At 61.8% G+C, this 18,017-nt stretch carries 15 protein-coding genes; 6 read left to right on the top strand and 9 right to left on the bottom strand.

Annotation, left to right across the window (positions count from 1 at the left end):
- Nucleotides 1-47: 47 nt before the first annotated feature.
- Nucleotides 48-1,016: a glutathione S-transferase family protein gene (locus tag HWV67_RS01385; protein ID WP_175649586.1), complete on the top strand. Its 969-nt coding sequence runs from the start codon at nt 48-50 to the stop codon at nt 1,014-1,016.
- 100 nt (nt 1,017-1,116) lie between these two features.
- On the opposite strand, the gene cysG is transcribed toward HWV67_RS01385, so the two are convergent.
- From cysG to ftsK, 6 genes are all read right to left on the bottom strand, one after another.
- The gene (gene cysG / locus HWV67_RS01380; RefSeq protein ID WP_175649585.1) at nt 1,117-2,505 is read right to left on the bottom strand and encodes a siroheme synthase CysG; all 1,389 of its coding nucleotides are present in this window, start codon (nt 2,503-2,505) and stop codon (nt 1,117-1,119) included.
- Entirely contained in the window at nt 2,506-3,786 is a 1,281-nt protein-coding gene (gene serS / locus HWV67_RS01375) for a serine--tRNA ligase (RefSeq protein WP_110972426.1), read from the bottom strand. It lies immediately after the preceding gene.
- Nucleotides 3,787-3,813: 27 nt separating this feature from the next.
- The gene (crcB, locus tag HWV67_RS01370) at nt 3,814-4,188 is read right to left on the bottom strand and encodes a fluoride efflux transporter CrcB (protein WP_110972427.1); all 375 of its coding nucleotides are present in this window, start codon (nt 4,186-4,188) and stop codon (nt 3,814-3,816) included.
- A complete protein-coding gene (locus tag HWV67_RS01365) occupies nt 4,185-5,510 on the bottom strand; it encodes a replication-associated recombination protein A (RefSeq protein WP_095157300.1) in 1,326 nt (441 codons plus the stop codon). Before HWV67_RS01365 ends, crcB begins: the two co-directional genes overlap by 4 nt.
- A gap of 18 nt (nt 5,511-5,528) precedes the next feature.
- The gene (gene lolA / locus HWV67_RS01360) at nt 5,529-6,152 is read right to left on the bottom strand and encodes an outer membrane lipoprotein chaperone LolA (protein ID WP_175649584.1); all 624 of its coding nucleotides are present in this window, start codon (nt 6,150-6,152) and stop codon (nt 5,529-5,531) included.
- 63 nt (nt 6,153-6,215) lie between these two features.
- Nucleotides 6,216-8,621, bottom strand: coding sequence for a DNA translocase FtsK (gene ftsK, locus HWV67_RS01355; RefSeq protein WP_175649583.1), 2,406 nt, complete (start codon nt 8,619-8,621; stop codon nt 6,216-6,218).
- A 377-nt stretch (nt 8,622-8,998) separates the two neighbouring features.
- On the opposite strand from ftsK, the gene aat reads away from it, so the two are divergent.
- The 3 genes from aat to infA all read left to right on the top strand — a co-directional run bounded on the left by aat (nt 8,999) and on the right by infA (nt 10,778).
- Nucleotides 8,999-9,694 carry a leucyl/phenylalanyl-tRNA--protein transferase gene (aat, locus tag HWV67_RS01350; protein ID WP_175649582.1) on the top strand — a complete coding sequence of 232 codons (696 nt, stop codon included), beginning with the start codon at nt 8,999-9,001 and terminating at the stop codon, nt 9,692-9,694.
- A 55-nt stretch (nt 9,695-9,749) separates the two neighbouring features.
- Complete coding sequence (locus tag HWV67_RS01345) at nt 9,750-10,457, top strand: arginyltransferase (RefSeq protein WP_110972431.1); 708 nt, start codon at nt 9,750-9,752, stop codon at nt 10,455-10,457.
- Nucleotides 10,458-10,559: 102 nt separating this feature from the next.
- Complete coding sequence (gene infA, locus HWV67_RS01340; protein WP_002553999.1) at nt 10,560-10,778, top strand: translation initiation factor IF-1; 219 nt, start codon at nt 10,560-10,562, stop codon at nt 10,776-10,778.
- A 96-nt stretch (nt 10,779-10,874) separates the two neighbouring features.
- Here infA and clpA read toward each other — a convergent pair whose 3' ends face one another.
- Together clpA and clpS are read right to left on the bottom strand one after the other, a co-directional pair.
- Nucleotides 10,875-13,145 carry an ATP-dependent Clp protease ATP-binding subunit ClpA gene (clpA, locus tag HWV67_RS01335; protein WP_175649581.1) on the bottom strand — a complete coding sequence of 757 codons (2,271 nt, stop codon included), beginning with the start codon at nt 13,143-13,145 and terminating at the stop codon, nt 10,875-10,877.
- Between the two features lie 30 nt (nt 13,146-13,175).
- Nucleotides 13,176-13,538: an ATP-dependent Clp protease adapter ClpS gene (gene clpS, locus HWV67_RS01330; protein WP_045188377.1), complete on the bottom strand. Its 363-nt coding sequence runs from the start codon at nt 13,536-13,538 to the stop codon at nt 13,176-13,178.
- Nucleotides 13,539-13,767: 229 nt separating this feature from the next.
- Between clpS and cspD the strand changes: the two genes are divergently transcribed.
- Entirely contained in the window at nt 13,768-14,019 is a 252-nt protein-coding gene (cspD, locus tag HWV67_RS01325; protein ID WP_095157288.1) for a cold shock domain-containing protein CspD, read from the top strand.
- Between the two features lie 66 nt (nt 14,020-14,085).
- On the opposite strand, the gene icd is transcribed toward cspD, so the two are convergent.
- Nucleotides 14,086-15,342: an NADP-dependent isocitrate dehydrogenase gene (gene icd / locus HWV67_RS01320; protein WP_095157286.1), complete on the bottom strand. Its 1,257-nt coding sequence runs from the start codon at nt 15,340-15,342 to the stop codon at nt 14,086-14,088.
- Between the two features lie 418 nt (nt 15,343-15,760).
- On the opposite strand from icd, the gene HWV67_RS01315 reads away from it, so the two are divergent.
- A complete protein-coding gene (locus HWV67_RS01315; protein ID WP_175649580.1) occupies nt 15,761-17,986 on the top strand; it encodes an NADP-dependent isocitrate dehydrogenase in 2,226 nt (741 codons plus the stop codon).
- The last annotated feature ends 31 nt before the right edge of the window (nt 17,987-18,017 follow it).

The raw sequence follows: 18,017 nt of genomic DNA, 5'->3' as shown, positions 1-18,017 counted from the left end.
CGTAGACTGGGCTCCAACTTCTATACGAATTGCCAAGGAGCCCCCTCATGGGCCTGTTGATCGATGGACGCTGGCACGACCAGTGGTACAAAAGCAGCAAGGACGGCGCCTTCGAGCGCGAAAACGCCCAACGCCGCAATGCCCTGCCCGCCCCTGAGGCCGGGCGTTATCACCTCTACGTGTCGCTGGCCTGCCCGTGGGCCCATCGCACCCTGATCCTGCGCAAGCTCAAGGGCCTGGAAAGCCTGATCGACGTGTCCGTGGTCAGTTGGCTGATGGGCGAACAGGGCTGGACCTTCGACAAGAGCCAGGGCTCCACCGGCGACAAACTCGACGGCCTCGACTTCCTGCACCAGCGCTATACCCGCGACGACCCGAACTACACCGGCCGCGTCACCGTACCGGTGCTGTGGGACAAGCAGGAACAGCGCATCGTCAACAACGAGTCGTCGCAGATCATCCGCATCTTCAACAGCGATTTCGATGAACTGACCGGCAACCGCCTGGACCTCTATCCCGAGCCGCTGCGGGCGAAGATCGACGCCCTCAACGAGCGCATCTATCCGGCAGTGAACAACGGCGTCTACCGCGCAGGCTTCGCCACCTCGCAAGCGGCTTACGAAGAGGCGTTCGATGCACTGTTCGCGGAACTGGATGCGCTGGAGCAGCTATTGGACGGCCAGCGTTACCTGGCCGGGGAATACCTGACCGAGGCCGATGTGCGCCTGTTCACCACCATCGTCCGCTTCGACGCGGTGTACCACGGCCACTTCAAGTGCAACCTGCGGCGCATCGAGGATTATCCGAACCTGAGCAACTGGCTGCGAGAGCTGTATCAATGGCCGGGCGTGGCCGAGACGGTGGATATGGAGCATATCCAGCGCCACTACTACATGAGCCACAAGACGATTAACCCGAACGGCATCGTGCCCAAGGGGCCGCTGCAGGACTTCGGGCGGGCGCATGATCGGGAAAGGCTGGTTGGGCGGGGGATCTGGGAAAAGGCTGGTATCTAAATGAGTTTGGGGGCTGCTTCGCGAGCAAGCTCGCTCCTACAAAGCCTCATGACCCTGTAGGAGCGAGCTTGCTCGCGATGGCGATGGACTGCAAGGCGAACTAGCCCTGAGCCCCTTCAAACCACTTCAGCTTGTCCCGCAACTGCACCACCTCTCCCACGATCACCAGCGTCGGCGCATGAACCTCATGCTCCGCCACCAGTTGCGGCAGGTCGGCCAGGGTGCCGGTGAAGACCCGCTGATTCTTGGTAGTGCCCTGCTGAACCAACGCCGCCGGGGTATCGGCGGCGCGGCCGTGGCGGATCAGCTCGGAGCAGATGGTCGGCAACCCCACCAGCCCCATGTAGAACACCAGGGTCTGGGCCGGCGCGACCAGATCATCCCAAGGCAGATTGCTGGTGCCGTCCTTGAGGTGACCGGTCACGAACCGCACCGACTGGGCGTAGTCGCGATGGGTCAGCGGAATCCCGGCATACGCCGAGCAACCACTGGCCGCCGTGATCCCGGGCACCACCTGGAACGGAATGCCCTGCTCCGCCAACTCCTCGATTTCCTCGCCTCCGCGACCGAAGATGAACGGGTCGCCGCCTTTCAAGCGCAGCACCCGCTTGCCCTGACGGGCCAGGTCCACCAGTTGCTGGTTGATCTGATCCTGCGGTACGGAGTGATCGGAGCGGCGCTTGCCGACATAGATACGCTCGGCATCACGTCGGCACATCTCGATGATCGCCGGAGCGACCAGACGGTCGTACAGCACCACATCAGCTTGTTGCATCAGGCGTAGTGCGCGGAAGGTCAGCAGGTCCGGATCACCGGGACCGGCGCCGACCAGATAGACCTCGCCAGCATTCTGCTGGGTAGCGCCATCCACCTTGGCCTGCAACAGGCGTTCGGCTTCGGCGCCCTGCCCGGCCAGTTGCCGCTCGGCGATCGGACCCTGGAACACTTCTTCCCAGAAACCGCGACGCTGATTGACGTCCGGGTAGAGCCCCTTGACCCGCTCGCGAAAACGCGCGGCCAGACCGGCAAGCTCACCGTAGGCAGCTGGAATCCAGGTCTCCAGACGGGCGCGGATCAACCGCGCCAGCACCGGGGCGTCGCCGCCACTGGACACTGCGACCACCAGCGGCGAACGGTCGACGATGGCCGGGAAGATCACCGAGCACAGTGCCGGCGCGTCCACCACGTTGACCGGTACGCAGCGCCGCCGCGCATCCGCCGAAACCTGGGCGTTGAGCGCCGGGTCGTCGGTGGCGGCGATGATCAGTTGGCAGTCATCCAGATCGCTTTCCTGATAGCCGCGGTCCAGGGTCTGGCCTCCACTGTGCCGAGCAAGCTCGGCCAGTTGCCCTTCGATCTCGGGCGCGACCACGCGCAGCCTGGCGCCGGCATCGGCCAGCAGGCGAGATTTGCGCAAGGCAATCTCGCCGCCACCCACCACCAGCACCTGGCTGCCACGCAAATTGTGGAACAGCGGCAAAAACTCCATTTAGCCGATGACCTCGAGGCCACCCATGTACGGCTTGAGGACGTCTGGCACACGGATGGTGCCGTCGGCCTGCTGGTAGTTCTCCAGCACCGCGACCAGGGTACGGCCAACCGCCAGGCCCGAACCGTTGAGGGTGTGGACCAGCTCCGGCTTGCCGGTTTCCGGGTTGCGCCAGCGCGCCTGCATGCGGCGCGCCTGGAAATCACCGCAGTTGGAGCACGAGGAAATCTCGCGGTACTTGTCCTGGCTCGGCACCCAGACTTCCAGGTCGTAGGTCTTCACCGCACTGAAGCCCATGTCGCCGGTGCACAGCGCCAGCACGCGGTACGGCAGCTCCAGCGCCTGCAGCACGCGCTCGGCGTTGCGGGTCAGGCCTTCCAGCGCTTCCATCGACGTGCTCGGCTCGACGATCTGGACCATCTCGACCTTGTCGAACTGGTGCTGGCGGATCATGCCGCGGGTATCACGGCCCGACGCGCCGGCTTCGCTGCGGAAGCACGGGGTGTGGGCGACGAACTTGATCGGCAGTTGCTTGGCGTCGACGATTTCGCCAGCGACGATGTTGGTCAGCGACACTTCGGCGGTCGGAATCAGGTAGAAATCGGCCTCGCCTTCGCGGCTGATCTTGAACAGGTCTTCCTCGAACTTCGGCAACTGGCCGGTGCCTTGCAGCGCCGGCGCCTGGACCAGGTACGGGGTGTAGGCCTCTTCGTAACCGTGCTCGTTGATGTGCAGGTTGATCATGAACTGCGCGAGGGCGCGGTGCAGGCGGGCAATCGGGCCGCGCAGCAGGGCGAAGCGCGCGCCGGACAGCTTGGCGGCGGTCTCGAAGTCCAGGTAGCCGTCGCGCTCGCCGAGGGCGACGTGGTCCTGGATCGGGAAATCGAACGCGCGCGGGGTGCCCCAGCGGCGCACTTCGACGTTGCCGTCTTCATCCGCGCCCACCGGGACGCTGGCGTCCGGCAGGTTGGGCAGGGTCAGCAGGATCTGGTCCAACTCGGACTGGATCGCGTCCAGCTCGACCTTGCCGGCGGCCAGCTCGCCCGCCATGCGCTCGACGTCCGCCATCAGCGGCGCGATGTCTTCGCCCTTGGCCTTGGCCTGGCCGATGGACTTGGAACGGGCGTTACGCTCGGCCTGCAGCTGTTCGGTCCGGGTCTGCACCGTCTTGCGGCGCTCTTCCAGGGACTCGATGCGCGCGACATCCAGGCTGAAGCCACGGGAGGCCAGGCGGTCCGCCACTTCCTGAAGTTGGCCGCGTAACAGTTTGGAATCGAGCATATCGTTCTCTCGTTATGTAGGTGTGGTTCAGATTCGGGTCAATGCCAGGCCGGCCCATGTCGCGAGCAGCCCGCCCAGCACGCTGGCCGCGGCATAGCCGAAAGCCAACGGCGCCTGCCCGCTTTCGAGCAGGCGCAGTGTGTCCAGTGAAAAGGATGAAAAGGTGGTCAGGCCGCCGACAAAACCGACGATAAGCCCCGCACGGACCTCGATCGGCACGCCGGGCCGGGTCAGAAACAGGCCATAGAGTACGCCGATGATCAGGCAGCCCACCAGATTGACCGCCAGCGTAGCGAGATAGAAGTGCCGTGGCCAGTGGGCGTTGACCCAGTTGCCGGTGGCAAAGCGCAGCAAAGTGCCGGCCACGCCGGCGATGCTCACGGAGGCAATCAGTGCAATCACGGTTTTCTCCGCTGCCGTGGACTGGTCCGGTCCAGCTCGGCGAGGTGCTTGAGCTTCTCGCCGATCTTCAGTTCCAGGCCCCGCGGGACCGGCTGGTAATACTGGCGAGGTTCGAGTTCATCGGGGAAATAGTCTTCGCCGGCGGCATAGGCGTCCGGCTCGTCATGGGCGTAGCGGTATTCCTCGCCATAGCCCAGTTGTTTCATCAGCTTGGTCGGGGCGTTGCGCAAGTGCAGCGGCACTTCCAGCGAACCGTGCTCGGCGGCTTCGCGCAGCGCGGTCTTGAAGCCCATGTACACGGCGTTGCTCTTCGGCGCGCAGGCGAGATAGGTGATGGCCTGGGCCACCGCCAGCTCGCCTTCCGGGCTGCCGAGCCGCTCTTGCACGTCCCAGGCCGACAGGCACAGGCTCAGGGCACGCGGGTCGGCGTTGCCGATATCTTCGCTGGCCATGCGCACCACGCGCCGGGCCAAGTACAGCGGGTCGCAGCCGCCGTCGAGCATCCGCGCAAACCAGTACAGTGCGGCATCCGGGTTGGAGCCGCGGATGGATTTGTGCAAGGCCGAAATCTGGTCATAGAACGCTTCGCCGCCCTTGTCGAAACGCCGACGGCTGTCACCCAGCAGGCTCTGCAGCAGATCGACGCCAATCTCGCCGCCGTCTTCGGCCAGATCCGAGGCGTTTTCAAGGAAGTTGAGCAGGCGCCGGCCATCACCATCGGCGGCGGCCAGGAGCATCTTGAACGCCTCATCGCCGAGGCTCAGGTTGCGCTTGCCCAATCCGCGCTCCTCGGTCAGCGCACGCTGCGCCAGACGGCGCAGGGCTTCTTCATCGAGGCTTTTGAGCACATACACCCGTGCCCGCGACAGCAGCGCGTTGTTCAGCTCGAAGGACGGGTTTTCGGTGGTCGCGCCGATGAAAATCAGCGTGCCATCTTCAACATAGGGCAGGAACGCATCCTGCTGGGACTTGTTGAAACGGTGCACTTCATCGACGAAGAGGATGGTCCGGCGCCCGTACTGGGCCGCCTGCTGCTTGGCGATTTCCACCGCATGGCGAATTTCCTTGACCCCGGCGAGGACCGCCGACACCGTTTCGAAATGCGCGTCGCAGAACTGCGCCAGCAGCCGCGCCAGGGTCGTCTTGCCGACGCCGGGCGGGCCCCAGAAAATCATCGAATGCAGCGCGCCCTGCTCCAGCGCCTCGCGCAGCGGCTTGCCGCGCGCCAGCAGGTGCTGCTGACCGACGTATTCATCCAGATTGAGCGCGCGCATGCGCGCGGCCAAGGGCTGGGATACCGGTTCACTGCGAAACAGGTCCATGGACGGCTGTACGACCTCTTACTCTTTGATCACATCCGCGCCAGCGGGAATGTCGAACTTGAACTTGCTGGCTGGCACCGGCTCGTTGGCCTTGACGCCGTTGAACAGGATATTGGTGCGCGAGCCGGTGGTGTCGACCAGTTGCATGTCATTCACCAGGCCGCGGCGGAAGGACAGGCGCAGGGAATCGAACAGGCTGTCCTTGGTTTTCGGCTTGAGGGTGAAATCCATGACCTCGCCCTGCTCCTTCGAGGTGATATCGAAGCTCTGGCTGATCTTGGAAATATCACCGGAGAGCAGCAAGGCCGGGGTCTGGGTCAGGCGCTCGTCCAGTTTCTTGATGGTGGCCTGCTCCAGGTCCGGGTCCCACAGGGTAACGTTCTTGCCATCGGACACCACCACCTGCTCCTGCGGCGCGTCGGTGTGCCAGTAGAACAGGCCCGGACGCTGGACCACCATCTGCCCGGCGGTTTCCTGCAACCGGGTACCGCTGGCGTCGAGAGTCAACTGGGAGAAACGGGCTTCGATGGTCTTCGAGTTGTTCAACAACTGGCTCAGGCGCGCCACATCCGCCTCGGCGGCAAAGGCCGAAACGCTGGACAGGCTCAAAGCGGAAACCAACATCATGCGAATCAGGCGCATGGCAATCCTCGTTGCAGAATGAATGAACCGGCGGGCATCGCTGCCCGCCGGCTGAATGGGGTATCAGTCCCGCGAAGGTCCCGGTGCGAGGACTTCACGTGAGCCGTTAGTGTTCATGGCGGTGACCACACCGGCCATTTCCATCGCCTCGATCATCCGCGCGGCGCGGTTGTAGCCGATCTTCAGCTTGCGCTGTACTGCGGAAATCGACGCGCGGCGGCTCTCCAGAACGAACTGCACGGCTTCGTCGTAGAGCGCATCGGTCTCGGCGTCGTCGCCGCCATCGCCACCGCCGCCGCCATCGAAGCCGCTGCCGGCCTCTTCGACGCCGCTGAGAATGTCTTCGTTGTAGTCCGGCGCGCCACGCAGCTTCCAGGCTTCAACCACGCGATGCACCTCGTCGTCGGAGACGAAGGCGCCGTGCACGCGGATCGGCAGGCTGGTGCCAGGCGGCATGTAGAGCATGTCGCCGTGACCGAGCAGTTGCTCGGCGCCACCCTGGTCGATGATGGTCCGCGAGTCGATCTTGCTGGAGACCTGGAACGCCATGCGGGTCGGGATGTTGGCCTTGATCAGACCGGTGATCACGTCCACCGAGGGCCGCTGGGTCGCGAGAATCAGGTGGATACCAGCAGCACGCGCCTTCTGTGCGATCCGGGCGATCAGCTCTTCGACCTTCTTGCCGACGATCATCATCATGTCGGCGAACTCGTCCACCACCACCACGATGGTCGGCAGCGTCTTCAGCAGCGGCGGCACGTCGTCCATGCTCTCGCGGCGGAACATCGGGTCGTAGATCGGCTCGCCGGCTTCCTCGGCGTCCTTCACCTTGCGGTTGAAGCCCGCAAGGTTACGCACGCCCATGGCCGCCATCAGCTTGTAGCGACGCTCCATCTCGGCAACGCTCCAGCGCAGGGCGTTGGCGGCGTCCTTCATGTCGGTGACTACCGGGCACAGCAGGTGCGGAATGCCTTCGTAGATCGACAGTTCGAGCATCTTCGGGTCGATCATGATCAGCTTGGCGTCTTCCGGGCCCGACTTGAACAGGATCGACAGGATCATCGCGTTCACACCGACCGACTTACCGGAACCGGTGGTACCGGCCACCAGCAGGTGCGGCATCTTCGCCAGGTCAGTGATCACCGGCTTGCCGCCGATGTCGTGCCCCAGGGCCATGGTGACCGGCGACTTGGCCTCGTCGTACTGCGGCGACGACAGCACTTCGGAGAAGCGCACGATCTGCCGGTCTTCGTTGGGTATTTCGATACCGACGGTGGTCTTGCCGGGAATCACCTCGACCACCCGCACACTGGTTACCGCCAGCGAGCGCGCAAGGTCCTTGGCCAGGTTGGCAATACGGCTGACCTTGACCCCGGCCGCCGGCTGGATTTCGTAACGGGTGATCACCGGCCCCGGATGGATCGAATCCACCGAGACTTCCACACCGAATTCCTTCAACTTGATTTCCAGCAGATGACCGACGGCCGCCAGGGATTCGGGCGAGCGGTTGACCTGCTTCTTCTCGGCGGGATCGAGAATGGAGATCGGCGGTAGCGTGCCTTCCACGGCGCTGTCGACGAACAACGGCGCCTGCTTCTCTTTCTGCACGCGCTTGCTCGGTTCCGGCGCCGGAGCTGCGGCCGGCATGATGATTGGCGGGGCTTTCTGCTCGCGCTCGGCCACATGCTTGGTAAGGGCCTGATCGCGCTCGATGATGCGTTCGCGGGCCTTTACCTGCTCGCGGCGATCGGGGACGGTGGGGGCAACCACGTCATGGACCTGCTCGTCGACCTCGCGCAGTTGCGCAACCAGTTGCTTGCGCTCGTTGCGCGCGGTCCACCAGCGATTGGCGGCGCCCTGGATCAATTCGAAGAGATCGAGGGTGATCTTGCCGGTGATGTCCATCACCTTGAACCACGACAGGTCGGTGAACACCGTCAAGCCGAACAGGAACAGGGCGATGAACATCAGGGTGCTGCCCTGCACGTTCAGCGCGTTCTTGGCCAGGTCACCGAGGCTTTCGCCCAGCGCGCCGCCCGCCGAGGCCGGCAGGCTGGGTGCGGAATGGAAATGAATGTGCGCCAGCGCGGCGCCGGACAGCACCAGGAACACCAGGCCGATCAGCCGCCAGGAGAACAGCCAGCCGCTCCACTGCCAGGGCTGGTGGCGCTCGCGGAAGATCTGCCAGGTCTTGATCGCCAGCAGCAGCGGGAAGATGTAGGCGAAATAACCCAGCACCATGAACAGGACGTCGGCAAAGAAGGCGCCTGCACGGCCTGCGGCGTTCTGCACCTGATCGACGTTGCTGGTATGGCTGAAGCCCGGGTCGGCCTGGTCGTAGGTCAGCAAAGCCATCCACAGGTAAAGGCACAAGGCGCCCATGGCAATCAGGGCACCTTCCTTGAGCCTGTAATGCAACTGCTGGCGCCAGAGCGGCTCGGGGTTGGGTGTTGCTGTGGGTTTCTTCAAAACTGGTCTATTCCTGCGCTTTTTGCGCGTCCAACCGTGATTGACCAACGGGCGCGGTCAACAAATCACTACTTTTAACATTACTGCCGACCTATCGCTATCGCGGCTCGGCGGATCGAATAGTCAGGCGGGTCAATTTCCCATGCAACAATTTGAGCACGCATTTTCTTTTGTGACAAAGGCTTATGCGGGGTTTTTGCGTAGTTGGGACAACTGCCCCCTGGTTAAGTTGCGCAAGAAGCAATTCGCCATCAGTTGCACGGGGCAAAAGCCTCTACCGTGCTTGTTCGAGAAGGCGCCGGCAGGCTTGTCCCGCAGAGCTTTTTCGGGTCATGCTGGGCGCCCTCCCCTTCCCTCGGCGGCGCGACCGAATCACGATGCTGACCTGGCTCAACCGTAACACCTTGGACTTCCCTCCTCTGGAAAAAGCCCTGCGGGAACCCAACGGCCTGCTCGCCGCCGGCGGCGACCTGCGCCCCGAACGCCTGGTGCAAGCCTATCGCCACGGCTGCTTTCCCTGGTATCAGGATGGCCAGCCGATCCTCTGGTGGTCGCCGGACCCGCGCACCGTGCTGTTTCCCGACGAGTTGCACGTATCTCGCTCGCTGCGCAAGTTCATGCGCCAGGCGCGCTATGAGGTCAGTTTCGATCAGGACTTCAGCGCAGTGATCCAGGCCTGCGCCGCGCCGCGCAGCTACGCCGACGGCACCTGGATCACCGACAACATGCAGGCGGCCTATGTCGAGCTGCATCGCCAGGGCCTCGCGCACTCCGTGGAGGTGCGCCAGGGCGGCGAACTGGTGGGCGGGCTCTATGGCCTGGCGATGGGCCGGCTGTTTTTTGGCGAATCCATGTTCAGCCGGGCCGACAACGCCTCCAAGGTCGGTTTCGTGACACTGGTCGAGCACCTGCGCGAGGCGGGTTTCGTCCTCATCGACTGCCAGATGCCGACCGAGCACCTGCACAGCCTTGGCGCACGCGCCATCGCCCGTGCGACCTTCGCCGATTACCTGCGCCAGTACCTGGACCAGCTCAATCGCGCCACCTGGATCTGCCAGCGAGCCGTTTGCTAGGCGAGTTTTCAGAGCTGGCTTACACTTAGAAAAAACACCTGCCGAGGGGTTGATCATGACTGAGTTGGCGCGGTTGAAGTTCTATGCCACTCAACCCCATGCCTGCAGCTACCTGCCTGACGAGCAAGCCACCACGCTGTTTCTCGATCCGAGCCAGCCGATGGACGCCAACGTCTACGCGGACCTGTCGGAAATGGGCTTTCGCCGCAGCGGCGACCACCTGTACCGGCCCCATTGCCAGAATTGCAATGCCTGCGTACCGGCACGTATCCCGGCTGCCCGCTTTACCCCCAATCGCCAGCAGAAACGCATCATCAAGCGCAACGCCGACCTGGTGGTGAGCCCCGCCCGCCCTTCGTTCAACGAAGAGTACTTCGACCTCTATCGACGCTACATCGAGCAGCGCCATGCTGACGGTGACATGTACCCTCCCAGTCGCGACCAGTTCTCGACCTTCCTGGTCCGGGACCTGCCATTCTCCCGTTTCTACGAGTTCCGCCTGGACGGCAAACTGGTCGCTATCGCGGTGACCGACCTGCTGCCCAACGGACTTTCGGCGGTCTACACCTTCTACGAACCTACAGAAGAACGCCGCAGCCTCGGCCGTTATGCCATCCTGTGGCAGATCGGCGAAACCCTGCGCCTTGGTCTCGATGCCGTTTACCTTGGCTACTGGATCAAGAACTGCAAAAAAATGAACTACAAGACCCAATACCGACCTATTGAACTGCTGATCAACCAGCGCTGGGTCACCCTGAACTGAAAACCTTGGCTTGACCTCCATTTTTCGGGCACAATGCACGCCACTTTTTGTAGCTGGGTACTTCTGTGCCGGGCCATAACTGAACACCGAGGGCTTTACTGCATGTCGAAAGAAGACAGCTTCGAAATGGAAGGCACTGTCGTCGACACCCTGCCCAACACCATGTTCCGCGTGGAGTTGGAAAACGGGCACGTCGTAACCGCGCACATCTCCGGAAAGATGCGCAAGAACTACATTCGTATCCTTACTGGTGACAAGGTCCGCGTCGAGCTGACGCCTTACGACCTCAGCAAAGGCCGCATCACCTACCGCGCCCGCTAAAGTCGATACGAAAAAAGCCCGGCAATCGCCGGGCTTTTTTTCGTCTTTAACAAAGCAGTGAACCTGCTGCGGGGGCGAACCCCCGCGAGCAAGCCATCAGGCCATTTCGGCCGTGGTCTCGAAATCGAAGACCAGTTCGCCGTCGCGGATATCGATGTGCACCACACCGCCATGGTCGGCCAATTCCCCGAACAGGATTTCCTCGGCCAGCGGCCGCTTGATCTTGTCCTGGATAAGCCGGGCCATCGGACGAGCCCCCATCTGCGCATCGTAGCCGCCAACCGCCAGCCAGCTGCGCGCTGCATCGGACACTTCCAGCAGGACACGCTTGTCCTCCAGTTGCGCCTGCAGCTCGGTGAGGAACTTGTCCACCACGCTCTTGATCGTCTCGTGAGTCAGGCGACCAAACTGGATGATGGTGTCCAGGCGGTTGCGGAACTCCGGCGTGAAGCTCTTCTTGATCACTTCCATCGCATCGGACGAGTGATCCTGGTGCGTGAAACCGATAGAAGCACGCGCCGCAGTCTCGGCACCGGCGTTGGTGGTCATGATCACGATCACGTTGCGGAAGTCCGCCTTGCGCCCGTTGTTGTCCGTCAAGGTGCCGTGGTCCATGACCTGCAGCAGCAGGTTGAAGACTTCCGGATGCGCTTTTTCGATCTCATCGAGCAACAACACGCAGTGCGGCTGCTTGGTGATGGCTTCGGTCAGCAAACCACCCTGGTCGAAACCGACATAACCCGGAGGCGCACCAATCAGGCGCGACACGGTATGCCGCTCCATGTACTCCGACATGTCGAAGCGAACCAGCTCGACACCCAGCGCCTTGGCCAGTTGCCGCGCTACCTCGGTCTTGCCCACCCCGGTCGGACCGGAGAACAGGAAGGAGCCGACAGGCTTGTCCGGCGCTTTCAGACCTGCACGCGAGAGTTTGATTGCTGTGGCCAACGAATCGATCGCTGCGTCCTGACCGAACACGGTCAGCTTCAGGTCACGTTCCAGGTTGCGCAACAGTTCCTTGTCGGAGCTGGTGACGTGCTTCGGCGGAATACGGGCGATTTTCGCCACGATGTCTTCGACCTGCTGCACCTCGATGCGCTTGACCCGCGCCTCGACCGGCTGCAGACGCTGGTAGGCGCCCGCCTCGTCGATCACATCGATGGCTTTGTCCGGCATGTGCCGGTCATTGATGTAGCGCGCTGCCAACTCGGCCGCTGCACGCAGGGCCTCGTCGCTGTACTCGATGCTGTGGTGGGACTCGAAACGCCCCTTCAGCCCGCGCAGGATGCCCACGGTGTCTTCGACCGACGGCTCGCTGACATCGACCTTCTGGAAGCGCCGCGCCAAGGCACGATCCTTCTCGAAGATGCCACGAAACTCCTGGAAGGTCGTGGAACCGATGCAGCGGATGTCGCCAGAGGACAACAGCGGCTTGAGCAGGTTGGAAGCATCCATGACACCGCCGGATGCCGCGCCGGCACCGATGATGGTGTGGATTTCATCGATGAACAGAATCGCCTGCGGACGTTTGCGCAGTTCACCCAGGAGCGCCTTGAAGCGCTTCTCGAAGTCGCCGCGGTACTTGGTGCCGGCCAGCAAGGCGCCGAGGTCTAGCGAATAGACCACGCTCTGGGACAGCAGGTCAGGCACCTGGCCGTCGACGATGCGCTTGGCCAGGCCTTCGGCGATCGCCGTCTTGCCGACACCGGCCTCGCCCACCAGCAGCGGGTTGTTCTTGCGCCGACGCGCGAGAATCTGTGCCACACGCTCGACTTCGCTCTCACGCCCGACCAGCGGATCGATACGGCCCTGACGAGCGAGTTCGTTGAGGTTGCTGGCGTAGGCATCCAGGGGATTACTCGACGACGAGGTTTCGCCGCCGTCTTCGTCCTGCATTTCCTGCTCGCCTTCGGGGTGTTCGCCGTGGCCCGGCACTTTGGAAATGCCGTGGGCGATGTAGTTGACTACATCGATGCGAGCCACGCTTTGTTGCTTGAGAAGGAATACAGCCTGGCTTTCCTGCTCGCTGAAAATGGCCACCAGTACGTTGGCGCCGGTCACTTCACGCTTGCCCGAGCTCTGTACATGGAAGACGGCACGCTGCAGCACACGCTGGAAGCCCAGGGTTGGCTGGGTTTCACGGTCCTCGTCATGGACGGGGATCAGTGGCGTGGTGGAGTCGATGAACTCCTGCAGATCGTGTTTGAGCTTGTCGAGATTCGCACCGCACGCGCGCAAAACAGTCGCGGCGGCCTCGTTATCCAGCAATGCCAGCAGAAGGTGTTCAACCGTCATGAACTCATGACGCTTGGAACGGGCCTCCTTGAAGGCCAGATTGAGGGTGACTTCGAGCTCGCGGTTTAACATAGCTTCACCTCATACCCAAGTGGTCGGCGATTAACCGTCCTTCTCGATTTCACAGAGTAGCGGATGCTGGCTTTCCCTTGCGTATTGGTTGACCTGCATGGCCTTGGTCTCGGCGATGTCACGGGTAAACAATCCGCACACTGCCCGTCCCTCGGTGTGGACGGCCAGCATGACCTTGGTCGCCAGCTCGCGGTTCAGGTTAAAAAACACCTCGAGCACTTCGACGACGAAATCCATCGGCGTGTAGTCATCGTTGAACAAAACCACCTTGTACATCGGTGGCGCCTGCAGCGCCGGCTTGGCTTCCTGTACGGCCAGGCCAGCACCATCGTCCTCATGCGATTGCGGGCGATCCTGATTGAATGTTAGTCGAATCTGGCTATGTGCATGCATGGAAAGAATTTCATCATTTCGACAGGTTAGGGTTGAGGGTTGACCGCTTGAACCGACGCCAGGCAACGGCCGTCGCCTGACCTTGACTATCAGCAAAACGGTGTTACAACCAATAAGAACCCACCGTGGTCAATAAAGGTCCGCGCAGTCAACCAGAATTTTCGCAGGTTATATGCGGATGGAGTGGATGATACTCCAGTGATGGAGTCCTTTGCAGAGGGATATGAGGATGGCAAGCGGTAAAGTCAAGTGGTTCAACAATGCCAAGGGCTATGGCTTCATCAATGAAGAAGGCAAGACCGAGGATCTGTTCGCTCACTATTCGGCAATCAAGATGGACGGTTATAAAACACTGAAAGCCGGACAAGCCGTGACTTTCGACATCATCCAGGGCCCCAAGGGACTTCATGCCGTGAACATCGGTGACAGCACCAGCACGACAGAGGTCAAGACCACAAACCCGATCACCGCCGACGCCTGACCTTCAACGCGGCGAAAAAAAACCGGCCAACCTCGTCATACGGGGCTGGCCGGTTTTTCATGCCGCTTACATGTGCTTGATCAGCGCTTCACCGAAGCCCGACGACGAAACCAGGGTCGCGCCTTCCATCAGACGTTCGAAGTCATAAGTCACCGTCTTGGCCCGGATCGCGCCGTTGGTGCCCTTGATGATCAGGTCGGCCGCTTCGGTCCAGCCGAGGTGGCGCAGCATCATTTCAGCGGAGAGGATCACCGAACCCGGGTTCACCTGGTCCTTGCCCGCGTATTTCGGCGCGGTGCCGTGGGTGGCTTCGAACATCGCCACGGTGTCGGACAGGTTGGCGCCCGGGGCAATGCCGATACCACCGACTTCGGCCGCCAGGGCGTCGGACAGGTAGTCACCGTTGAGGTTGAGGGTCGCGATCACGTCGTACTCGGCCGGACGCAGCAGGATCTGCTGCAGCATGGCATCGGCAATGGCGTCCTTGACGATCACTTCACGGCCGGTGTTCGGGTTCTTGAACTTCATCCACGGGCCGCCATCGAGCAGCTCGGCGCCGAATTCGTTTTTCGCCACCTCGTAGCCCCAATCCTTGAAGGCACCTTCGGTGAACTTCATGATGTTGCCTTTATGGACGATGGTCAGCGACTTGCGGTCGTTGTCCACGACGTATTGCAGGGCTTTGCGCACCAGGCGCTGGGTGCCTTCCTTGGAGACCGGCTTGATGCCGATGCCGCAATCCTGGTCGAAACGGATCTTGGTGACGCCCATTTCTTCCTTGAGGAATTTGATGACCTTGTTGGCCTCGGGCGAACCGGCTTTCCATTCGATACCGGCGTAGATGTCTTCGGAGTTCTCGCGGAAGATCACCATGTCGACGTCGCCCGGCTTCTTCACAGGGCTCGGGACACCGTCGAACCAGACGACAGGGCGCAGACAGACGTACAGGTCAAGCTGCTGGCGCAGCGCTACGTTCAGCGAGCGGATGCCGCCACCGACCGGGGTGGTCAGCGGGCCCTTGATGGAAACCACGTAATCCTTCACCGCGTCGAGGGTCTCCTGGGGCAGCCAGGTGTCCTGGTCATAGACCTGGGTGGCCTTTTCGCCGGCATAGACTTCCATCCAGGAAATCTTGCGCTTGCCGCCGTAAGCCTTCTCGACCGCAGCGTCGACCACCTTGATCATGACCGGGGAAACGTCTACCCCGATACCGTCGCCTTCAATGAACGGGATGATCGGATTGTCTGGAACATTGAGAGAATGGTCTGCGTTGACGGTGATTTTGTCGCCGACTGCCGGAACCTCGATTTTCTGGTATCCCATGCTGCACTCCGCTTTTTTTGGTTTGTAGTCTTCATGCAATCCCCAGAGCCTAACCCAGTTGACGGCGAACGGAAACCTTGCCCACAAAACCGTCACAAAGCCGAAAAAAGCTCTACATCTTTCGTCTATAAATGGTCATCCGACATCTTCGTCTTGATGATTAGGACCAAGGAATTGGTATACTGCGCCGGTGACTCAAGGGTCACTTGGGGGCGAGATGTCCGCTACAGGTCCCGCTGCCCCGACAAGACTGAGCTGTTACCGCGGTTCAGCCGTTTGACACTCGACTGATGCAATCCACCATCACAGCCCTGGATCCTCGACTTTCCGCTCATGGATGTGTCTGAGCGAAGCGCTTACCCTGCGCGCCCTACCGAGATCCCGAGCACGCTCAGCAAAACAGAGAGTTAACCCGAATATGTCCACCCGATCCAAGATCATCTACACCTTCACCGACGAAGCCCCGGCACTCGCCACCTACTCGCTGCTCCCCATCGTCGAAGCCTTCACCGCTACTGCCGACATCGCAGTAGAAACCCGGGACATCTCTCTCGCCGCCCGTCTCCTCTCCGCCTTCCCAGAACAACTCGGCGCCGAAAAGCAAGTGGCCGACCATCTGGCGGAACTGGGACAACTGGCGACGACCCCGGAAGCCAACATCATCAAGCTGCCGAACATCAGCGCCTCGGTTCCACAACTGAAGGCCGCGATCAAGGAGCTGCAAGCCAAGGGCTTCAACATTCCGGACTACCCGGAAGCACCGGCCAACGACGCCGAGAAAGAAGCCAAGGCACGCTACGACCGCATCAAGGGCAGCGCCGTGAACCCGGTTCTGCGCGAGGGCAACTCTGACCGCCGCGCACCACTGTCGGTCAAGAACTACGCCCGCAAACACCCGCACAAGATGGGTGCCTGGGCCGCTGACTCGAAGTCCCATGTCGCTCACATGAGCAACGGCGACTTCTACGGCAGCGAAAAAGCCGCCCTCATCGAAGCCGATGACAGCCTGCGTATCGAATTGCTGGGCAAAGACGGTTCCACCACCGTCCTGAAAGAAAAAACCTCGGTCAAGGCCGGCGAAATCATCGATTGCGCCGTACTGAGCACCAAGGCCCTGCGCGCCTTCATCGCCGCTGAAATCGAAGACGCCAAGGCTCAGGGCGTGCTGCTGTCGGTTCACCTGAAAGCCACCATGATGAAAGTCTCCGACCCAATCATGTTCGGCCAGATCGTTGCCGAGTACTACGCGGACGCGCTGAACAAGAACGCCGCCATCCTTGAGCAGATCGGTTTCAACCTGAACAACGGCATCGGCGACCTGTACGCCCGCATCAAGAACCTGCCAGCCGAGCAGCAGGCGCAGATCGAAGCCGACATCCAGGCTGTCTATGCCATCCGCCCTGCGCTGGCCATGGTCAACTCCGACAAGGGCATCACCAACCTGCACGTGCCGAGCGACGTTATCGTCGACGCCTCGATGCCGGCGATGATCCGCGACTCGGGCAAGATGTGGAACACCGAAGGCCAGCTGCAAGACACCAAGGCTGTCATTCCTGACCGCTGCTACGCGACCATCTACCAGGCCGTGATCGAAGACTGCAAGACACACGGCGCCTTCGACCCGACCACCATGGGCAGCGTACCGAACGTCGGTCTGATGGCACAGAAAGCCGAAGAATACGGCTCTCACGACAAGACCTTCCAGGCCAAGGCCGATGGCGTCATCCGCGTACTGGACGGCCAGGGCAACCTGCTGCTGCAACAGGACGTCGAAGCCGGCGACATCTTCCGCATGTGCCAGACCAAGGACGCGCCGATCCAGGATTGGGTCAAGCTCGCCGTCAACCGCGCTCGCGCCAGCAACACTCCAGCGCTGTTCTGGCTCGACCCGCAACGCGCCCACGACGGCGTGCTGATCGAGAAAGTCCAGAAGTACCTGAAAGACCACGACACCGCTGGCCTGGACATCCGTGTCCTGTCGCCGGTCGAGGCAATGAAGGTTTCGCTGCAGCGTATCCGCGCCGGCCAGGACACCATCTCGGTGACCGGTAACGTGCTGCGCGACTACCTGACCGACCTGTTCCCGATCATGGAGCTGGGCACCAGCGCCAAGATGCTGTCGATCGTTCCGCTGATGAACAACGGCGGCCTGTTCGAAACCGGCGCCGGTGGTTCGGCTCCGAAACACGTACAGCAACTGGTCGAAGAGAACTTCCTGCGCTGGGACTCGCTGGGCGAATTCCTGGCACTGGCTGCTTCCCTGGAACACCTGGGCAACACCTACGCCAACCCGAAAGCCAAGGTACTGGCTGCCACCCTGGACCAGGCCACCGGCCAGTTCCTGGACAGCAACAAGTCCCCTGCACGCAAGGTCGGCAGCATCGACAACCGCGGCAGCCACTTCTACCTGACCCTGTACTGGGCCCAGGCACTGGCTGCACAGACTGAAGATGCCGCCCTGCAGGCACGCTTCGCCCCGCTGGCCAAAGCCCTGGCTGAGAACGAAGCGACCATCGTCGCCGAGCTCAACGCTGTTCAAGGCAAGCCCGTCGAAATCGGTGGCTACTACTTCCCCGATGCCGAGCTGACCAGCAAGGTGATGCGCCCAAGCCAGACCCTGAACAGCGCGATTGCCGCACTCTAAGGTTCGCTTGACGTAACATCGGAAGCCCCGG

It is taken from the genome of Pseudomonas sp. Marseille-P9899 (genome assembly GCF_903166565.1).
GTDB lineage: Bacteria > Pseudomonadota > Gammaproteobacteria > Pseudomonadales > Pseudomonadaceae > Aquipseudomonas > Aquipseudomonas huaxiensis.
The sequence above is the reverse complement of the archived record's forward strand: the minus strand, read 5'-3'. Positions and strand labels throughout refer to the sequence as shown.

Excerpts from the sequence above, each read along its gene's own strand:
- HWV67_RS01385 (WP_175649586.1), top strand. The coding sequence starts at position 48 with ATGGGCCTGTTGATCGATGGACGCTGGCACGACCAGTGGTACAAAAGC.
- cysG (WP_175649585.1), bottom strand. The coding sequence starts at position 2,505 with ATGGAGTTTTTGCCGCTGTTCCACAATTTGCGTGGCAGCCAGGTGCTG.
- serS (WP_110972426.1), bottom strand. The coding sequence starts at position 3,786 with ATGCTCGATTCCAAACTGTTACGCGGCCAACTTCAGGAAGTGGCGGAC.
- HWV67_RS01365 (WP_095157300.1), bottom strand. The coding sequence starts at position 5,510 with ATGGACCTGTTTCGCAGTGAACCGGTATCCCAGCCCTTGGCCGCGCGC.
- lolA (WP_175649584.1), bottom strand. The coding sequence starts at position 6,152 with ATGCGCCTGATTCGCATGATGTTGGTTTCCGCTTTGAGCCTGTCCAGC.
- aat (WP_175649582.1), top strand. The coding sequence starts at position 8,999 with ATGCTGACCTGGCTCAACCGTAACACCTTGGACTTCCCTCCTCTGGAA.
- HWV67_RS01345 (WP_110972431.1), top strand. The coding sequence starts at position 9,750 with ATGACTGAGTTGGCGCGGTTGAAGTTCTATGCCACTCAACCCCATGCC.
- infA (WP_002553999.1), top strand. The coding sequence starts at position 10,560 with ATGTCGAAAGAAGACAGCTTCGAAATGGAAGGCACTGTCGTCGACACC.
- clpA (WP_175649581.1), bottom strand. The coding sequence starts at position 13,145 with ATGTTAAACCGCGAGCTCGAAGTCACCCTCAATCTGGCCTTCAAGGAG.
- clpS (WP_045188377.1), bottom strand. The coding sequence starts at position 13,538 with ATGCATGCACATAGCCAGATTCGACTAACATTCAATCAGGATCGCCCG.
- cspD (WP_095157288.1), top strand. The coding sequence starts at position 13,768 with ATGGCAAGCGGTAAAGTCAAGTGGTTCAACAATGCCAAGGGCTATGGC.
- icd (WP_095157286.1), bottom strand. The coding sequence starts at position 15,342 with ATGGGATACCAGAAAATCGAGGTTCCGGCAGTCGGCGACAAAATCACC.
- HWV67_RS01315 (WP_175649580.1), top strand. The coding sequence starts at position 15,761 with ATGTCCACCCGATCCAAGATCATCTACACCTTCACCGACGAAGCCCCG.